This is a genomic window from Anatilimnocola floriformis, assembly GCF_024256385.1.
In the GTDB taxonomy this organism is placed as follows: Bacteria; Planctomycetota; Planctomycetia; order Pirellulales; family Pirellulaceae; genus Anatilimnocola; species Anatilimnocola floriformis.
The window spans coordinates 4,753,768-4,772,129 of the sequence record NZ_JAMLFW010000001.1; the positions used below are offsets into that span (position 1 = coordinate 4,753,768).

General features: G+C 58.5%; 12 protein-coding genes and 1 tRNA gene. 9 read left to right on the top strand and 4 right to left on the bottom strand.

Annotated features, from left to right (window positions below; translation table 11 throughout):
* Window positions 1-45 precede the first annotated feature (45 nt).
* From M9Q49_RS18545 to M9Q49_RS35490, 3 genes are all read left to right on the top strand, one after another.
* The gene (locus M9Q49_RS18545) at window positions 46-3,228 is read left to right on the top strand and encodes an efflux RND transporter permease subunit (RefSeq protein WP_254510316.1); all 3,183 of its coding nucleotides are present in this window, start codon (window positions 46-48) and stop codon (window positions 3,226-3,228) included.
* Between the two features lie 16 nt (window positions 3,229-3,244).
* Window positions 3,245-4,525 (top strand): efflux RND transporter periplasmic adaptor subunit, encoded by a 1,281-nt coding sequence (locus M9Q49_RS18550; protein ID WP_254510317.1) that lies wholly within the window; start codon window positions 3,245-3,247, stop codon window positions 4,523-4,525.
* Window positions 4,526-4,843: 318 nt separating this feature from the next.
* Window positions 4,844-10,126, top strand: a complete 5,283-nt coding sequence (locus tag M9Q49_RS35490) for a beta strand repeat-containing protein (RefSeq protein ID WP_261365074.1) — start codon at window positions 4,844-4,846, stop codon at window positions 10,124-10,126.
* On the opposite strand, the gene M9Q49_RS18565 is transcribed toward M9Q49_RS35490, so the two are convergent.
* Window positions 10,123-11,133 carry a TlpA family protein disulfide reductase gene (locus M9Q49_RS18565; protein ID WP_254510318.1) on the bottom strand — a complete coding sequence of 337 codons (1,011 nt, stop codon included), beginning with the start codon at window positions 11,131-11,133 and terminating at the stop codon, window positions 10,123-10,125. The two genes, M9Q49_RS35490 and M9Q49_RS18565, sit on opposite strands and share 4 nt — an antisense overlap.
* A 237-nt stretch (window positions 11,134-11,370) precedes the next feature.
* Between M9Q49_RS18565 and M9Q49_RS18570 the strand changes: the two genes are divergently transcribed.
* From M9Q49_RS18570 to M9Q49_RS35785, 3 genes are all read left to right on the top strand, one after another.
* Window positions 11,371-11,628, top strand: coding sequence for a hypothetical protein (locus M9Q49_RS18570; protein ID WP_254510319.1), 258 nt, complete (start codon window positions 11,371-11,373; stop codon window positions 11,626-11,628).
* Window positions 11,625-12,401, top strand: coding sequence for a phytanoyl-CoA dioxygenase family protein (locus M9Q49_RS18575; RefSeq protein WP_254510320.1), 777 nt, complete (start codon window positions 11,625-11,627; stop codon window positions 12,399-12,401). The genes M9Q49_RS18570 and M9Q49_RS18575 overlap by 4 nt, the downstream gene beginning before the upstream one ends.
* 144 nt (window positions 12,402-12,545) lie before the next feature.
* Window positions 12,546-13,655, top strand: a complete 1,110-nt coding sequence (locus M9Q49_RS35785) for a type I restriction enzyme HsdR N-terminal domain-containing protein (RefSeq protein WP_254510321.1) — start codon at window positions 12,546-12,548, stop codon at window positions 13,653-13,655.
* A gap of 138 nt (window positions 13,656-13,793) precedes the next feature.
* Here the strand turns inward: M9Q49_RS35785 and M9Q49_RS18585 are convergent, their stop codons facing one another.
* The 3 genes from M9Q49_RS18585 to rimI form a co-directional block, all read right to left on the bottom strand.
* A complete protein-coding gene (locus M9Q49_RS18585) occupies window positions 13,794-14,657 on the bottom strand; it encodes a hypothetical protein (protein WP_254510322.1) in 864 nt (287 codons plus the stop codon).
* A 118-nt stretch (window positions 14,658-14,775) separates the two neighbouring features.
* Window positions 14,776-14,862: transfer RNA gene (locus M9Q49_RS18590), tRNA-Leu, on the bottom strand.
* 167 nt (window positions 14,863-15,029) lie between these two features.
* Window positions 15,030-15,548 (bottom strand): ribosomal protein S18-alanine N-acetyltransferase, encoded by a 519-nt coding sequence (rimI, locus tag M9Q49_RS18595; RefSeq protein WP_254510323.1) that lies wholly within the window; start codon window positions 15,546-15,548, stop codon window positions 15,030-15,032.
* A gap of 262 nt (window positions 15,549-15,810) precedes the next feature.
* On the opposite strand from rimI, the gene M9Q49_RS35790 reads away from it, so the two are divergent.
* Genes M9Q49_RS35790 through M9Q49_RS18610 form a run of 3 tightly spaced genes read left to right on the top strand, consistent with a single transcriptional unit; the run spans window position 15,811 to window position 18,359 of the window.
* Complete coding sequence (locus M9Q49_RS35790) at window positions 15,811-16,563, top strand: hypothetical protein (RefSeq protein ID WP_254510324.1); 753 nt, start codon at window positions 15,811-15,813, stop codon at window positions 16,561-16,563.
* A gap of 26 nt (window positions 16,564-16,589) precedes the next feature.
* Window positions 16,590-17,264, top strand: a complete 675-nt coding sequence (locus M9Q49_RS18605) for a phosphoribosylanthranilate isomerase (RefSeq protein WP_254510325.1) — start codon at window positions 16,590-16,592, stop codon at window positions 17,262-17,264.
* A 33-nt stretch (window positions 17,265-17,297) separates the two neighbouring features.
* Entirely contained in the window at window positions 17,298-18,359 is a 1,062-nt protein-coding gene (locus M9Q49_RS18610; protein ID WP_254510326.1) for a suppressor of fused domain protein, read from the top strand.
* Window positions 18,360-18,362: the final 3 nt, after the last annotated feature.

Here is an 18,362-nt window from a genome sequence, read left to right on the forward strand (position 1 = left end):
AGCATGCCCACCCAATTTGAGCTCACCGTAAGAAAGTAGCCTGCCATGTGGATCGTGAAACTGGCGTTGCGCCGGCCCTACACGTTTGTCGTGATGGCGATGCTGATCGCCATCGCAGGCGTGACGGCGATCTTCCGCATGCCGACCGATATCTTTCCGGAAATCGAAATCCCGGTCGTCGCGGTCATCTGGACGTACTCAGGAATCTCGCCGGATGAAATGGAGACTCGCGTCGTCGGCAATTTCGAGCGCGTGTTGGTCTCGACGGTCAACAACATCGAACACATCGAGAGTCAATCGCTGAACGGTATCAGCGTCGTCAAAATCTTCATGCAGGAAGGGACCAATCTCGACGGCGCCATCTCGCAGGTCGTCGCGACTTCGCAGCAAGTCACCCGTTCGATGCCGCCAGGCATCTTTCCGCCGCTGGTAATGCGTTACAACGCGGCCAACGTGCCAATCTTGCAGGTTTCGCTCGACAGCGACGAACTCAACGAACAGCAACTCTTCGACAACGCCACCACCGGCATTCGTCCCGGCATGGCCACCGTCCCTGGCGCACAGCTGCCGTATCCCTACGGCGGCAAGGTGCGGCAAATCATGGTCGATATCGATCCGGAACGGCTGCATGCTTGGAATCTGTCGCCGGTCGATATCTCAAACGCGGTGAACGCGCAGAATCTAATCGCTCCGTCGGGATCAGCCAAAGTTGGTGCGCAGGAATACAACGTCCGCCTGAATAGCAGTCCTGATGTAGTCGCTGCCCTGGCCGAGATCCCGGTGAAGTCGGTCGGCTCGCGGACGATCTATTTGAAAGACATCGCCACGGTCCGTGATGGTTTTGCGCCACAGACGAATATCGTGCGCGTCGACGGCAAGCGGGGCGTGATGCAGCCGATTTTGAAATCGGGTGCGTCAACGCTGGCAATTGTCGATGGCATTAAGGAAAAGTTGCCAGCCGTGATGGCGACGCTGCCTGAGTCGTTGCGCGTGACGCTGCTCTCGGACCAATCGATCTTTGTTCGTCACTCGATTCACGGCGTGGTATTTGAAGCCGCGATCGCCGCCGGCCTGACGGGGTTGATGATTCTGCTCTTCCTGGGCTCGTGGCGCAGCACGCTGATCGTGGTGATCTCGATTCCGCTGTCGATCCTCGTAGCGATCATCATTCTCGCTTGCCTTGGGCAAACCCTGAACGTCATGACGCTCGGCGGGTTGGCGCTCGCGGTGGGAATTCTGGTCGACGATGCAACAGTGGAGATCGAAAATATCCACCGCAACCTGCATCTCGGCAAACCGCTGGTTCCGGCGATTCTCGATGGTGCACAGCAAATCGCCATGCCGGCCTTTGTGGCAACGCTCTGTATCTGCATCGTGTTCGTGCCGGTGGCGTTCATCACGGGTGCTGCTCGTTCGCTGTTCGTGCCGCTGGGCATGAGCGTGGTGTTTGCAATGATGACGAGCTACTTCCTCAGCCGCACCCTGGTACCCACGATGGTGCATTACCTGCTGGCCGCCGAAGTCGATTTGTATCGCGGCCACGGCGACGAAGCGGCCGGCAAATACAACTTGATCTGGCGCGTTCACCAAGCCTTCAATCGCCAATTCGATCGGCTGCGCAACGCTTATGGCTTGGCCTTGGCATGGGTGCTCGCTCATCGTGGCGTGGTGCTGACCGGGTTTGCCGGCCTGACGGTGCTGTCGCTGGCGATTTATCCGCTGATCGGCCGCGACTTTTTTCCCAGCGTCGACTCGGGACAAATTCGGTTGCACGTCCGAGCGCCGGCTGGCACGCGGATCGAAGAGACCGAGCGTTATTTTGCCGAGATCAACTCGGTTGTTCGCGACGTGATCCCTGAGCACGACATCGAAAAGGTGATCGATAACATCGGCATCCCAAACAGCGGTATCAATCTGGCCCTCAGCGATGGCTCGATGATGTCGTCGGCCGACGGCGAACTGTTCGTGACACTTGCGCACGATCATCAGCCGGCGGAGGAATACATCGCCAAGTTGCGCACCGCGCTCAACGATCGCTTTCCCGATCTGGTGTTTTATTTCCAACCGCCGGACATCGTCACGCAGGTGCTCAACTTCGGCCTGGCAGCGCCCATTGATGTGCAAATCGTCGGTCCGCGGCGAAACTACGAACAGAATTACGCGCTGGCCAAGCAGTTGTCGCAGCAGATCGCCGAAATCCCGGGGATTGTCGATGCCCACGTACAACAAGTGCCGCGGACTCCCGAACTACAACTCACCGCCGACCGCACAATCATGAGTCAGCTGGGTTTGTCGCAACGCGACGTGTCGAGCGACTTGCTCGTGTCGCTCGCCAGCAGTTCGCAGACGGCGCCAAACTATTGGCTTGATCCGAAATCGGGCGTGCAGTATCCGCTGGTGGTGCAAGCGCCGCAGTACAAGATCGATTCCATCGAAGCCATCAAGGCGTTGCCGGTCTCGCAGCGCATCACTTCGGCAGATCCGCAATTGCTGGGGAACTTGATCGACGTGCAACATCGCGTCGGCCCGACGAATGTGACGCATTACAACATTGCCCAAAGCTTCGACGTGCTCGCGAGCGTGCAAGGGAGCGACCTCGGTTCGGTCTCGGCCAATATCGATAAGATTGTCGCCAAGATGCGGCCTGACCTGCCGCGCGGTACGACGATCGCCGTGCGTGGTCAGGTGCAAAGCATGAACACTTCGTTCCGCGGTTTGAGCTTCGGTTTGATCTTCGCGGTTGTCCTCGTGTACCTGCTGATGGTGGTTAATTTTCAATCGTGGCTCGACCCGTTCATCATTCTCACGGCTCTTCCCGGCGCTCTTTGTGGCATCTTGTGGATGCTGTTTGTGACGCAGACCACGGTGAGCGTGCCGTCGCTAATGGGCGCGATCATGTGCATCGGCGTGGCCACGGCAAACTCGATTTTGCTCGTGACCTTTGCCAACGATCAGCGCAAACAAGGCCGCAGTGCTCACGATGCCGCGTGGGCAGCCGGTGTGACTCGCTTGCGGCCGGTCATCATGACGGCGCTGGCGATGATTCTTGGCATGTTGCCGATGTCGATCGGGCTCGGCGAAGGTGGTGAGCAAAATGCCCCGCTGGGCCGAGCAGTGATTGGTGGCTTGGCCGTCGCTACTTTCGCAACGTTGTTCATTGTTCCTGTGATCTACAGCTTGATGCGATCGCGCACCCCCAGTGTCGCCGTCGATCCTGATTTGGCTTGAGTGAAAGAACTCGTATATGTCAACAACTGAAATCGAAACCCCGGTGGCTTCGCACGATCCTGACGAAGTCGGCGAAGTGCCTGCCGCGCCGCGCACGCAGTTTAGCGTCGTGGCGCTCGTGTCATTTTTCGGCGTGGCGATCCTGGCTGGACTGTTCTTGCTGGGTTGGTTGCCGCGCGTGCGGCAGTCGGCTGCGCTCGCGCACGAAGTGCAGCGCGTGCACACCGCGTTGCCGCGCGTGACGGTCGAACGGCCTCGCTTGTCCGATCGGTTCAGCGAGACGCTGTTGCCTGGCGACATCGAAGCCATGCAAGAAACTGCCGTCTACGCGCGAACGACTGGCTACATTCGCACACTGAAAGTCGATATCGGCCAGTCGGTGAAGGCTGGCGAAACGCTCGCCCTGCTCGACACACCCGAAATCGACGCTCAGGTTCAGCAGATGCAGGCATCGCTCGTCGAATCGCAAGCCGCGCTCGAAAGTGCTAAGGCAACTGCTCGCTTAAGTGAAACCAAGCTCGTGCGGGCAGCGGCGCTCGTGGCCAAGGCTGCCGCGTCGCAACAAGAACTGGATGATGCCGAAGCAGCCGAAGCCGTCGCCAAGGCCCGCGTGAAGCTGGCCGAAGCCACAATCGATGTGAATCGTGCGAACTTGGAACGCACGACTCAGCTGCAATCCTTCAGCACCATCACGGCGCCTTTCGCCGGCACCATCACAACTCGCACCGCCGAGGTTGGCCAACTCGTTACGGCTGGCAACGGCGACACCCAATCGCTGTTTCGCCTGGCGAGCACCAACCCTGTGCGCGTCTTCGTGAATGTGCCGCAGATTTATGCCTCCGGCGTGGCCATCGGCTTGAAAGCCGAGATCCTCGTACGCGAACAGCCCGGCCGCAAATTCACTGGCGAAGTCGTCCGCACGGCCCGAGCGATTGATCCGCGAACTCGCACGCTGCTCACCGAAATTCACATTCCCAACGAAGATCAGGCCTTACTGACGGGATCGTACGTCCAGGTGCTCATGACCCTCGAGCGCGCCAATCCGCCGCTGATGGTGGCTGCCTCGGCGCTGATCGTGAACGCCAAGGGAACTCATGTCGCCGTTGTGGGTCCGGATCAACTCATACAACTACGGGCCGTGAAAATTGAAGGGGACACCGGCTCGGAAGTTGGCATTGCGACTGGATTGGGGCCGCAGGATCTCGTGGTAATCAACCCCGGCGATCGCCTGAGCCAAGGGACGAAGGTCGATGTCGAAGTGCTCCCAGCGGCCAAGACCGCGGCAGTCTCGAAGTAAATGTATCGCACCGTTTGTGAGGCTGACGTAGACTTTCACGTCAGCCGATGTGACACACGAGTGCGCGGACAATGCTCGTCTGAATTCCGCGCGATTGGCGCCCGCAAAACCAGCCTGACTGATTCATTTTATTTGCTAGCCCGCGCGTAGCGCCGGCGTATCTTGCCAAGCGCGTCTGCGCAATTTCTTGCTCGTGCTTTTCTCGCACGCTATCGCCATTCGATGCCGATGTTGATCGATGTATTCGTCGGTTGAATTTTGAACACACCGAATTGCTGGCCTAGATCCAGCCTTCGAACTATCCCAGGTGGCATTGTCATGCATCAATCCGTTCAGCGCTGGCTCCAGTCCGTGAAGGAAACGCTCCTGGGGAAATCGCTGAAGCGATCGAATCGCGCGTCACGTTGTACGACGAAGAGCAAGCTCGCAGTAGAGTCGCTCGAAGGTCGCTCGATGATGGCCATTACAGCCGTCATTACCGGCAATGTCATTGATCTGGATACCGACGCCAACGACGATCTGCAAGTAACCGCTTCGGGCGGGAACGTCACGTTCTCGTCTCTCACCGGCCTGGTGAACGGCAATGCCGCGGTGGGTGGCATTTCGAGCGAAACCTTCTCACTGGGTGACTTCGATACGATTCAGATCAACGGCAGCAGCCCTCAAACGATCTTCTCCGCCGTGGAGATTCAGGGAAGCGCCGACTTTGCCAGCGAGAGCATGAGCGTCACGGGCGACACCGTCGACATCACGACTGGTCCGCTCAGCGTGAATGGGCTAACCATACACACGCAAACGATCAGTTCGCCTTTGACGATCAATCAGGAAATCGATTCGACAGGTGACGTCACGCTCGAGACGCTCGCCGCCGACATTAGCGTGAATGCGCCGATCAACGCCTCGGGCCAAGTCGTCGTGCTGAATGCGGCAACGTACGGCGGCCAGAACCGGTCGATTTCACAGAGCGCTACGGGCGTGATCACGGCGGACTCGGTGGAGGCTCAGGCGAATCTGGGCATCGATCTTTCGACAGCTGACAACGCAGTTTCCACCATTGCCGGTGCGTCGTTAGTCAGCGGCGACTTTAAGTTTCGCTCGACGCAGGATCTGACGATTGGCACGGTCGCCACGGCCAGCGGAATCTCGACGGCAGCGGGCGATGTTTCTCTCGCCGTGGGAACTGGCCAAGTCCTGACGTTTAACCAAGCCGTCACGGCCGGCGGAGCAGGAAAAACACTGACTCTGTCAGCCGATGCTTTTGACCTCGATCCCACGATGGGGCTGACGGCGGATAACGTCGTTTTGCAAACCGTGGGTAACAGCGCCAACCTGACCTTCGGTGGCGCTGGGCTAACCAATAGCGAACTCGACGCGGTCAATGCCACGAACCTGACCGTGCGAGCAGGCGGCACGCTCACCGTTTCGGGCGCGATTGCGCTGGGCGATAACGTCGCTCAGTTGATTACCGTTCAAGCTGCGGGCGTGAATATCGCCAACAGCTTGAGTGCGAACTCCTCGACCGGCACACTCCGCTTCGAGACCGATTCGCTGGCCCTCAACGGGGCGATATCGCAATCGGTTTCGGCGCAGGCCGTCGAAATCGTTACCAATTCGGATATCGTCTTTAGTAGCAACTTCAGTTTCGGCGGCATGGACTTCACGTCGACCGAACTGGCCGCGTTCGACGAGACGACGGTAACCGCTTTACGATTTATCACGACCGACAGCATCACCTTTGCGGATGTGGCAACCGATTTTGGCAATGGATCCATCTTGCAAGCCGGCGCTGCGGTGGCCCTGCAGGCAGGGACCACTGTCTCGCAATTCAACAACGGCTCGGTCGCGGCAGAAAACCTGGCGATCGTCGCGGAATCTGTGGCTCTCGCCGCCAACAGTAACAGCGTGCAGGTCCTCGCGGGCTCGGCTTCGACGGGTGACTTCGAGTTCCTGAACAGCGGCGCGCTGACGATCAATACGGTCGATGTCGGTGGCCGAGGCGTAGGAGCCGCGGGCATCAATGTTGTCACGGCGACGAAGGCAATTGAAGTGACCACTAGCGGCACGCTGACAATCAACAGAGCAGTAAGGGCTCCCGGTAATGTGACGCTGACGACGACCGGAGCCACCTCGGATCTGATTGCGCAGCACAATGTATCCGGCGGCATTGCTTCGTTCACTGGCACCACGACGCTCGACTCGGGACGCCACATCAATCTGGGAACCGTCACTGGCTACGGTGATGTTCAGGGCCAAGGGCTCGTACTGAATGCCGCTGGCAATTTGGTGATCAATGCCGCCACCTACGCACAGTCTAATGGCGCGGCAGGATTGACGGTGACGGTTGGGGGCGATGTGCAAATTCTACAATCGTTCGGCAGCGGATCGATTCTCAACAGCAACGGTGGTGCCGCAGCGGTTTCGATCACAACTGGCGTGGGTGGAGCGTTCCTGCTCGATCAGGGATCTACAGGTGGCGTTGCCTCCAACGGCGGCAGCATCACAATCAACGCCGACGTTACCACTTTGACCAGCGGGGCCGTTTCGACAACTGGCACGGTCACGATCAAGCCAGTAACGGCCAGTCGCACCATCACTCTCGGAACGGAAGTCGCCGGCAGCACCAGCCTGACCGATGCGGAACTCGATCTGGTGAGCGCTGGAACGCTCGTCATCGGCTCAGCAACTGCGGGTACGATCACCGCCACGGCTGACATCACACGGGCAACCAGCACGACGGTTCAACTGGTTTCCAGCGGCGACATTGTGCAGAACAGCGCAGGTGGCTCGATCAGTACCGGTGGCGGCACGCTGCTGCTCACTCCGGGAAGCACGGCCAAGGTTCAGCCGAATCGCATCACGAACGACGTCACTGCGAGCTCCGCGAGCTTCGCCAACGGCAGCGACCTGGCCATCGCGATCGATGGCACGACGGTCGATACGCAATACACGCAATTAACCGTCGCAGGGACGGTTGATCTCACTGGCGTCGACCTCGTGCTGAGCGGGAGCTACACGCCGCTCTTCGGCAACGTCTTCACAATTGTCTCGGCGACAAGTCGGACTGGCACCTTCAACGGTCTGGCGAATAACAGCGAAATTACCTTCAACGGTGAAAAGCTACGGCTGAACTACAGCGCCACGGAAGTGACGCTGACCGCGCTCGGGAAGGCTCCGACGGTGGACACCGTGGGGCCGTTCTCGATTATCGAACGGAGCGCGAATGGGACTACCGTGGGGACGGTCACGGCAACCGATCCCGATGCCAATCCGACTTTTGCCTGGTCGATCACGGCGGGTAACACGGGTGGGGCTTTTGCGATTGCGAATACCGGTGTCATCACGGTGGCGGATAGTAGCGCGATCGTCTACACGACCACGCCCACGTTCACGCTGACGGTGCAAGTAAGCGACGGCATTTACAGCGACACCGAGACGATCACGATCAATCTGACGAACGTTGCCGAATACGACTTCGGCGATGCGCCACTAACGTACGGCATTGCTCAGCACTTCGAAGGGTCTGCTTCTGGTCCGCTGCTGGGAACTCGCGATTTTGAATCCGCGAGCCAGCCGAATGTGACGGCGACGGGTGACGATCTCGCGGGAAGCGATGACGATGACGGTGTGACGTTCAGCAGCACGACGCTGAAGCGGCGAACGACGACCATCGTCACGATGAATGCAACGGCGCCCGGCATCGTCGACGCTTGGATCGACTTCGACCGCAGTGGAACCTTTGACCCCACGGAAAAAATCGCGTCTGGAGTGAGTGTCGTCGCCGGGAACAATACGCTGTTGGTCGACATTCCCACGGGACTGACGTCGGGGATCACGTATGCCCGTTTCCGCATCAGCACGGCTGGTTCGACGTTGCCCACGGGGCTCGCCAACGACGGCGAAGTGGAAGATTATCAGCTGACGATTCAAGCGCTCGGCGGCGGATCGGCTCAGCTGATGGACGATCCCGATAACCCGGGACCGAGCAACCCCGATGTGCTGGTGATCAACGGCAAGGACAACGTGAACGACTCGATTTCCGTGAAGAGCACCGCGCCTGGCGTGGTAACTGTCTACACGGCTTTGGGCGTTTCGGCGGGCTCGTTTCCGCTGGCGTCCTTCAGCAAGATTCTGATCTACGGCGGTTCCGGCAACGATTCGATCGTCATCGACGCGGCCATCACCAAGCCCAGCACGATCTATGGTGACGCTGGCAACGACACGATCTCGGGTGGCAGCGGCAACGACTGGATCGATGGCGGTTCTGGCGCTGACGTGCTGACAGGCAACTCTGGTGACGACATCTTGATCGGCGGCGCAGGGAACGACACCCTCAACGGCGGCGCGGGCTTCGACAGGGTCATCGAACTCCCCGGTGCGGCCAACATCACTGGCAGTGTGATTAAGGTTGGTTCCTCGAGCGACACCTTGAGCAAGGTGGAGCAGATTGAAATTACCGGCACGACCGGCGTCGACAATTTCGTCTTCAACAATCTGACGACCAATGTGCTGATTGATGGCAAAGGTGGCGCCGACACGGTCACCTATACCGGCGACGGCAACTTCCTGCTCACCGATTCACTCCTCACGCGCACCTCCGGCACACTGGCGGCGACGGTGAGCATGACCGGCATCACGAGTGCGACGCTGATTGGCGGTAAACAGAGCAACAAGTTTACGGTCAGCGATTGGACTCGGACACTGACGATCAAAGGTGGCGATGGCACCGATACGATTGAGGATGTGGGCAGCAACAACTACGTGCTGAACGCGACGCAACTGCAACGGACCGGCAAACCGACAATCACGCTCAATTCCATCGAAAATGCGGTTCTCACGTCGGCTGTCGGTATGGTCGACAGCAAGTTTACGATCGACAATTGGGTCGGCACGGCTACGCTGACCGGTGGCGCGGGCGTCGACACGTTGGCCGTTACCGACAATGCAAGTTGGATGACGCTCAACGACACGACCCTGTCGCGTGCCTCGCGTGGCGCGATCAAATTCACCGGCGTGGAAGCCGCGGAACTAACGGGCGGCTCCGGCGCTAATACGATCAACGCCTCGGCGTACAGCGGCAAGTTGCAGATTGATGGCAAGGGAGGCAACGACACGCTAACCTCAGGCTCGGGTACGGCGATCGTATTCGGCGGCGATGGCAATGACACACTCACAGCAGGGAGCGGGCCTGCGGTGCTGGTGGGCGGCAATGGCAGCGACACGCTCAAGGTATCTGGAACACCCGTTGGAGGTGCGAACGCCGGGCATGCAATCCTGATTGGCGGCGCTGGCGCGGATAAGTTGACGGGCGGCACGGGTCAGGATCTGTTGATCGACAGTTCCACCGACTTCGACCTGCTGGCCGCTGACCTGGCCAATTTGCTGCTGCACTGGACCGGCGCGGGGACTTACGCTGCAAGGGCCGCCCTGGTGGCGACGGATCTGGCCGGCGCGCTGAACCCCGACGGTGTTGCAGACACGCTTTCCGGCGGCACGGCGGCGCTCGACCTGTTCTTTGCCAACCTCACTGGTTCAGCTGCAGCCAAGGACAAGCTGCTCGACCTCAACCAGCCGGCGGGTGAAACTGCCACGAACAACAACTAGTTTTGTGGCAGCGACGCGAGCAGGGCTTTCGCTTCGGCGCCGGCTTCCGTCTCGGCAAATTTTTCGGCGAACTCTTTGAGCTTCGCCACCAGCCCGCGTTGGGCAGTCGGCGAGGCAGTTCGCGCCCGCTTCTTTAGCGAGTCGAGTTCGCGCTGCGCGTTCAGCTGATTGCGCACCGCTTCGTCGGCAGCGAGCGCCGTCTTGGCTTTGTTCACGGAATCGGGCAAATCGAGCCCGGCATATTGAACCGCCAGGGCGTTGAGCATCTTGAACGACTTCCATTTTTCGCCGGCAGCGTAGGCTGCTTTCGCGGCGTCCACGTCCGCAGTGATCTTGGCTTGCACCAAACCATTCAGATGTTCGGCGCTGGCTTTCACTGCCGCGTCCTTGGAAGTGAGTCCCGCTTTGAGCGGCCCCGGCACCGCGCTCATGATGTTGAATTCCAAGCCCCGATGCACGTACTGCAATTGCGGGGGAATGCCCGCCGGATCGATTTTCCACTTCGCGCCAATCAATGCCTTTTCGGCCGAAGCGGCGATGTCTTGCCAATCGCCGGGCCGCATCCTGCCGTCGGCGGTCACTAAGCGAACCTGGAAGATATTCTGCAAGCTGATTTCGTTGCTCAGCCCCGATGCCTTTTCGAACTGTCGCGACGAATCGACGATGATGGGCCAATTCAGTTTGACTTCTCTGGCATAGGCCGCGACGTCATCGCGACCGTTGCCCGAGTTCACTGCGATGAACACAATCGGTTTATCCTCGAACTGCTTGGCTGTTTCGAGCAAGCTGGGCCACCGCGCTCGGCACTTGGGACAAGTTTCTTCAAAGTAGTAGAGCAAAGCAGCTTTGCCCTGCAACATCTCGGCAGTGATCGGACAACTATTGAGCCAGGCGCCCGGATCCGCCGGCAGATTCAGCCCCGCGCCAGTTTCCTGGGCGATTGATAAACCGCCGCACGCCGACACAAGGAACATCATCAAAGCAATCCGCAAACTTCGAGCAGCCATGCGCTCACCGATCAAAAGGTTGAATGAGAAAGACGCAAGGCTATCGTACACTACTAGCTCGCGAGCCGCCAAGAAATCCCTACTACTTTAGGATGGCAAGATCGATCCATGAAAGCGGAATTGCTGCCTAAACCTGGCGATAATTCAAGCGAGCACGCGTAGTGCGGCAAGCAATTCCGCTGGCGAATGACAGACTCCAGCTAGCGAAGCTTTTTGAGCCCCGCGTAGAATGATGGCATGCGTTTCAGCCTGCGAACACTGCTCATCCTGTTAATCCTCGCGCCACCGTTGGCCGCAGCGATTTGGCGAGAAATCGACAAGCGGCGAATTGTCACCACGATCGAGGAAGATTCGTGGATGGATGTGGGCGGTCCGGAATTTATCAACGGGTTTTCTACGAATTGCGGACTCGGCGATGATCCCGCCGAAGAAATCGCAGAGACAACGGCGCCTCCCGCGTTCTTGGAAACAGTCGATCACACGGAAGCACCATGACCGCGACGCTCACAACTACCTTTAGCGTTCAACAACTGGCCGCCTATCAGCAGGACGGCTTCTATATCGCCCGCGGTTTGTTCGACGATGTCGAAATCAACAAGTTGCTGCAATTCGCCCAAGCCGATCCCAACTTTGCCTCGAGCCTGTACGGCCGTAAGGATTCGACAGGCAAAGAAACGAAGCTCGCGCTTTGGAATCAGGCCGGCGATGATCTCTACAGCATGTATGCCCGCTCGCCGCAAATCGCCGATCGGATGGAGCAATGCCTCGGCGGCGAAGTTTATCTCTATCACATGAAGATGATGCTCAAGGAACCGCACGTCGGCGGCGCTTGGGAATGGCATCAAGATTACGGCTATTGGTACAACAACGGTTGTTTGTTTCCGCTCCTCGCCAGCTGCCTGATCGCCGTGAACCAAGCCAACAAGGCCAACGGTTGCCTGCAAGTTCTGCGCGGTTCGCACCACCTCGGCAGGATCGATCACGGCAAGACCGGCGATCAAACGGGCGCCGATCTGGAGCGAGTTAATGCTGCACTGGAGCAGATGGAACTCGTCTACTGCGAGTGCGCTCCCGGCGATGCGATCTTCTTCGACAGCAACTTGCTCCACCGCAGCGACGCCAACAACAGCGACGATCCTCGCTGGTCACTCATCTGCTGCTACAACGCAGCGCGGAACAATCCGTACAAGGAATCAAAGCACCCTCGCTACACGCCGCTAGATAAAGTGGCCGTGAGTGCGATTCGAGAATGGCAAGCAAGTTCGTAGTGGTGACGTCGCGAGTGATTGCGTGTGCCACTGGCCTCCTTTGCCAGTGTCGAGCGGTGCGCCCCGTAGGCGAAGTCACTCCGTGACTCGCAACCGCTGTTTGGCGAGTAAAAAACGCCTTCGCTCATTGCCAAAAGCTGGTTCGTGCGCCATCGCTTGCTTCCTCTCAGCCTTTGCATTTTCGCGCAACTCAACCTCACTTTAAAGCAATTTTGTAATGCATTGACGATTGACCATCGCATCCTTAAAACGGGTGTCGCATCCCATGAATTGCCCCTAAGGAATTGGTCAATGTCCGAAGAAACGTTGGGCGTCACAACTTGTTCGCATTGTCAAAAGCGATATCGAATTCTGAAGAAGCAGGCAAAGTTTGTAGGCAAGGAAATCTCCTGCCCCAAGTGCCATCGCACCTTCGTTGTCGCGATTGAGACTCCCTCGCCGCTCGAGAATGCTGCTGTTCAACAAGCGGCCGATCAACAGCAGGCGTCTCCGAGTGCCGAAAGCAATCCTGCGACGTCAACGGAGGTCACGAAGACTCGCCGCAAGAAGCGAAAGAAAGCCGAGATTCGCCAAGAGTATTACGACCAAATTCGAGAAAACCTGCCCGTGTACATGTCTCGGCTGAAGGCAATGCAGGAGCAGGAATCGAGTTCCGAAGAACAAGTTCGGGTTTGGTGCATCGACGTTCTGCGGGCGGCACTTGGGCATGATGACGCCGACATCGATACAGAAATGTCCGCACTAGGACAGCGAATCGATATAGCGATCAAGCATGATGGCAAAGTCCTGATAGTGATCGAGTGCAAAAACATTCGCAACAAGTTGCCGAACTCAACCCGCGATCAAGCAGTCGCCTATGCGACGAGTAAATCTGCCGACTGGGCTGTGGTCACCAATGGCGTAATTTGGAAGCTCTTTCGCATCATTCCCATCAAAGGCCATGATCCCAAAGTCGTGCAGGTATTTGATGTTGCCTTGTTTGATGAGGACGGGCTGAGCGACTTCGATGTGCAGTGTCTCTACTTACTCACGCAGCGCGCCTTACTGAGCGGAGAGGCGGACAAGGAGTTTCATCTGCAAGAGTCGCTGAGTGATCGCCGCATGCTGGGAGCAATCAACGAAGAGAAATCGGTGCGGCTGTTAGCCAAGCTTCTATCACTAAGCTATCGCAAAGCCTTCGGTGTGACGGTGAAACTGGATGCGGAAGACGTGAAAGAACGGCTGGGACAATTGTTTCGACCAGCGGACTTGTAGTCGCAGTTGCTTGCCGTGCGCATCAAATCGCGAATTTTGAATTGACCTCGCTCACACTGTGCTGTCGCACGTTGCCAATGGTAAATTCGCGCGCGGTTCTCCCTTGCTCACGCGGCGGGCCTCCTAGCAAGGCAACACTTACCGAAACGTCCCACTGGCCAGCTTGGTGACTTTCCGCAGATCCACACGGCGTACTGCCGTCCAAGGAATGACTGAGAGCGAATACTCTTCGTCGTTATCCTTGTGAGCGAACACGCCGTATTCACCCGTGGAGAGGATTTCGGCGTAGTGGTCAGGCGAGATGATTTCGCCTTCTTGCAGGAAGATTTCGAGCTCGGTCGTGTCGTTTTTGTGATCCCACAGTCGGCCGACGATGTAGCCGAGGGCGTGTACGCCGGGCGGAATCGGCTCGGGGTCGGGCTCGATTTCTTCGACCGTGGCTTCAACGACTTCTTCCTCGGCAGTCTCAGGCCCGAGGGACATTTCGTCTTCGACCGGATCTCCCGAGGGAACGTCATCGTCCTCGACTTCACCGGTCGGAATGTCTTCTTCCGGCACGTCGTCTTCGGGGATCATGAACCGCGCGCCGCAGTGTGGGCATTGGCCGGCTTTGCCTTTGAGCGACGGTGGGCCGTTCAGCTTGTGCCCGTTCGGGCAGAGGAACACAAAGACGCCCGGCTTGACGGAACTCTTGGTGCTTTCGGTGCCGATCCGCGAACCGCCGACGACGCCCGACTTCCCAACATCCGACTGGCCGCCGTTGCCCGCATCGCTGGTTGGACCGGGCATGGGATCGAGCGGCGGCAATTTGCCGGGGGGCATGCGATCGGCTTCGTTCGGCTGCGATGCGTCGCCAGATTCAGGAGCCGGAGCACCTTCGTTCAGTTCCTCTAGCGTGGGAATCACGAACGCCGTTGCACACTTCGGGCATTTGCCACCCTTGCCGGCCATGTGATCCGGAGCGCTGAGCTGATGGCCGTTCGGACACAAAAACTTGATCATGCCTGGGAGCAATTCAAAAGGTGTGGGCGCAGGTCAGCAAAAACGGCAGGGCCGAAATGCGAAAACACTCGCGCCCGAAATCTAGCCTAATCGGGCGCACATGCCGGTTCAAATCGAGTAGCTGGAGCGGGGATCGAACCCGCACGGTGGATTACCCACCACAGGATTTTAAGTCCTGTGCGTCTGCCGATTTCGCCATCCAGCCGGGCAGGCAGGGAATTGTATCGTGGTTCGGCGACGATTGGCAGGCGCGAAGGCCAGCGGAAAAAAGAAGAGCCCGAATGCTGGAATCCGGACGACGAAACGCAAAAGGCGAGTTGGTTGGCCCAACTCGCCTTTTGGTAAATCTGATTTGCGGTTGCAGTCGATTCGTTAGCCGGCCATGCGGCGGATTTGATCGGCTTCGGCCATTTCGGCGGCGGCTGCCGTGTAACGGAACTGCATGAGGTAGGCGTCTTCGGTGGTGTCTTCGTAGAAGTCACGCAGCAGCGAGACAGCGCGGAAATTGAGATCGCGGAAGAAGAGTTGAGCGTCGAGATTGGTTTCGCGAACCTCGAGCATGATGCGACTGCGGCGCTGCGGCGACAACTTGGTCACCAGCTTGCGAACCATTTGCGTGCCGACGTTGCGGCGTCGGAAATCGGGATGCACGGCAAAGTTGAGCACGTGCAGCCGATTGCGGTGCAATTCGTAAATCATGAAACCGACGACGCGCTCGCTGTGTTCGGCAATCATGCCGATGCAGTTGCGCTGCCGCAGGCAACGGATGAAGTCTTCCTCGGACCAGGAAAACTCGAAGCTCAGATCTTCGATCCGCAAAACTTCGGCCATGTCGCGGCGAATCATCCAGCGAATGTGGACCGGCGCTTGAGTCTTGGCAGAAGTGGTCATCGGTGGGTTCCTTCCCAGATCGGCGAGTGCGTGGTTTTGGGGAGCTAATTGGCGGCCGCGGCAATTCATTTGTCGCGGGCAGGCTGTGTACTCGCAGCAGTGCTGGAAGTAGCAGGGTGTGCCGGATCAGCTAACGGGTAATTTAATTTGCCTCGCGAAAAACGGGAACACCAACTGTGAAGAATCGAACTTCATCTGCTAGCAACGCAAAAGCGAGCGATTTTGCTATGCTCGTTAGATCCCAGTTAAGGAAGGCTACTCCGTGGATTTCATTTCTTTCGTCGCATCGTCTGCGATTCCTCCCGCTCAGATCACGGCCCAGGCCGCACGGATTCATGCCGCGACTCTGCAGCAATCGAAGTGGCTCGACGGCGCAAATTTCACGCGGATTCATCCAGACGACCTGGCGTTTTTGTTCGCAGAGTACGACGCGGCGTACTTTGGCGGCCGGATCAAAAAAGCCCTCGGCAAGACGCCGCTGCAGTTCAGCCTGTCGAGCCGCATGACGAGCGCCGGCGGCAAGACCTATACGACCACCAATCGCAAGACGCGCGAACGGCGGTACGAGATCGGTATTTCGACGGCGATTCTGTATGGCTGTTTTCAGGATGACCATCGGCCGATGACCGCTTGCGGCTTGGCGTGCCGCGATCGGCTCGACGCGCTGCAGCGGATCATGGAACACGAGATCGTGCATCTCATCGAACAAATCGCCTGGGCCGAGTCGAGTTGTTCGCAGCCGCGGTTTCAATCGATCACCGGCCGATTCTTCGGTCACACGCAGCACAAGCACGACCTGATCACGCCGCGCGAACGGGCCCGTGTCAAATTCGGCATTCAAGCCGGCAGCAAAGTTCGCTTTCGCTTCGACGGCGTCGAACGCGTGGGCATCGTCAACCGCGTGAGCAAGCGGGTCACGGTGCTCGTCGAAGATCCGAACGGCCAACGTTACACCAACGGCAAGTTTTATTCGAAGTACTACATTCCCGTGCAGATGCTGCAAGCGGCGGAATAGTGCTGAGCCTTGAGAGAGAATCGATTGTGAAACCGCGAGTAAAAATCTGTTGCATCAGCAGTGTGGAAGAAGCCCGATTGGCCGTTCGCTACGGCGCGTCGGCGCTGGGCCTCGTGGCAAAAATGCCGAGCGGCCCCGGTGTGATTCCGGAACCGATCATCACCGAGATTGCAGCGACCATACCGCTGGCGATCGGATCATTTCTGCTGACGAGCGAACTCAACGTCACGGCGATCATCGCGCAGCAGCGCCGTTGCCGTGTGAACACGCTGCAACTCGTCGATCGTTTGGAAGAAGGTCAATACAGCGACCTGCGCGCAGCGCTGCCTGGCATTTCACTGGTGCAAGTCATTCACGTCACGGGCGAAGAGTCGCTTGAGGAAGCTTGCCGAGTCGCCGAGCAAGGCGTCGACGCGCTGCTGCTCGACTCGGGCGATCAACGCCTCGCCATCAAGCAACTCGGCGGCACGGGCCGCACGCACGATTGGTCGATCAGTCGCCGCATTGTCGAGGGAGTGAAAGTACCGGTGTTCCTCGCCGGCGGTCTGCGGCCCGACAACGTCGCCGAAGCCATCGCCGCGGTTCAGCCGTTCGGCCTCGATGTTTGCTCGAGTTTGCGTACCGATGGCAAACTCGACGAGAAAAAACTGGCAGCGTTTATGGCAGCCGTACACAATGCTGCCGGGAGTCAGGCGAACTGACATTAACATCGAACATTGTGCGAGCAGCCAGCTATGAGCGAGTCGGACGAAAACGAACTGGACGACAAGCCGAACACCAGCGGTTGGGACGCAATCGACCAAGCGCTGCAGCCACTCTACGGCGAGCAGGAACCTTTGCACTACGGAGCCGTTTTGCCGGCTTCGCTGGGCGGCGATGACCCGCTGCAAGGTATCAGCGTCTACTGCGTGAATGAGCCGGTTCCGCATTTTCACTACGTGACTTACGGCTTCACAGAACTCTACGACAAGGACTCGCCCGATCCACAGTTCAGCGGCTACGGCTTTGAGATGACATTTCGCCTGGCCCGCGGCGTCGAAGAGACGGACCCGCCGACATGGCCGCTGAACATGCTGCAGAATCTGGCCCGCTATGTCTTCCGCACCGGCAACTTCTTTGACGAGCGACATCATCTGCCAGCCAACGGTCCCATCGCGATCGGTGAACCGACCGACATGACCGCGCTGCTCTTCATTCGCGACCCGCAGCTGCCCGAAGTGAACTCGCCGAACGGGTACTTCAAATTCATCCAACTCGTCGGACTGTGCACCGCGGAGTACGCCCTCCTCAAGGAAGGCTATTTCGATGAAGTGCTCGAACGGATTCTCACGATTGCCCCGCTCGGCGTGACGAATATCTATCGCGATTCGATTCTGAGCGATCCCGCGGTCGAAGCGGCCATTCGCAGTGCCCCGCCGACGGTCAAACAGTCCGAGCTCTTTGGCACGATTGTCGAATGGCGGATCGACGCAGACACGCTCCAGGTTCGCCTGGGAGCCAACTTGATTGCCGACGTCAGCAAGTTGCTGGTCGCTCGCCTGGGAGAGGGCGAGCGACTGTCTCTGTACGGCAAGGGGACCGCGGTTGTCTTCGAGCCGGGCGAAGAAACAGGCTGGCAAACAGAAGAAGGAGCCGTGGTGATTCAGCTCACTCCAGCCACCGTGGCGGAAATCGGCAGCACCCTCGAGGAACGCCGCGGCGAGTATCGCCTAGCAGCGTTTCCAGAATTGCACATCGAAGTCGTCCCCGTCGAAATCAAAGACGGCAACGGCGATGTCATTCGCACGATTGGATAATCT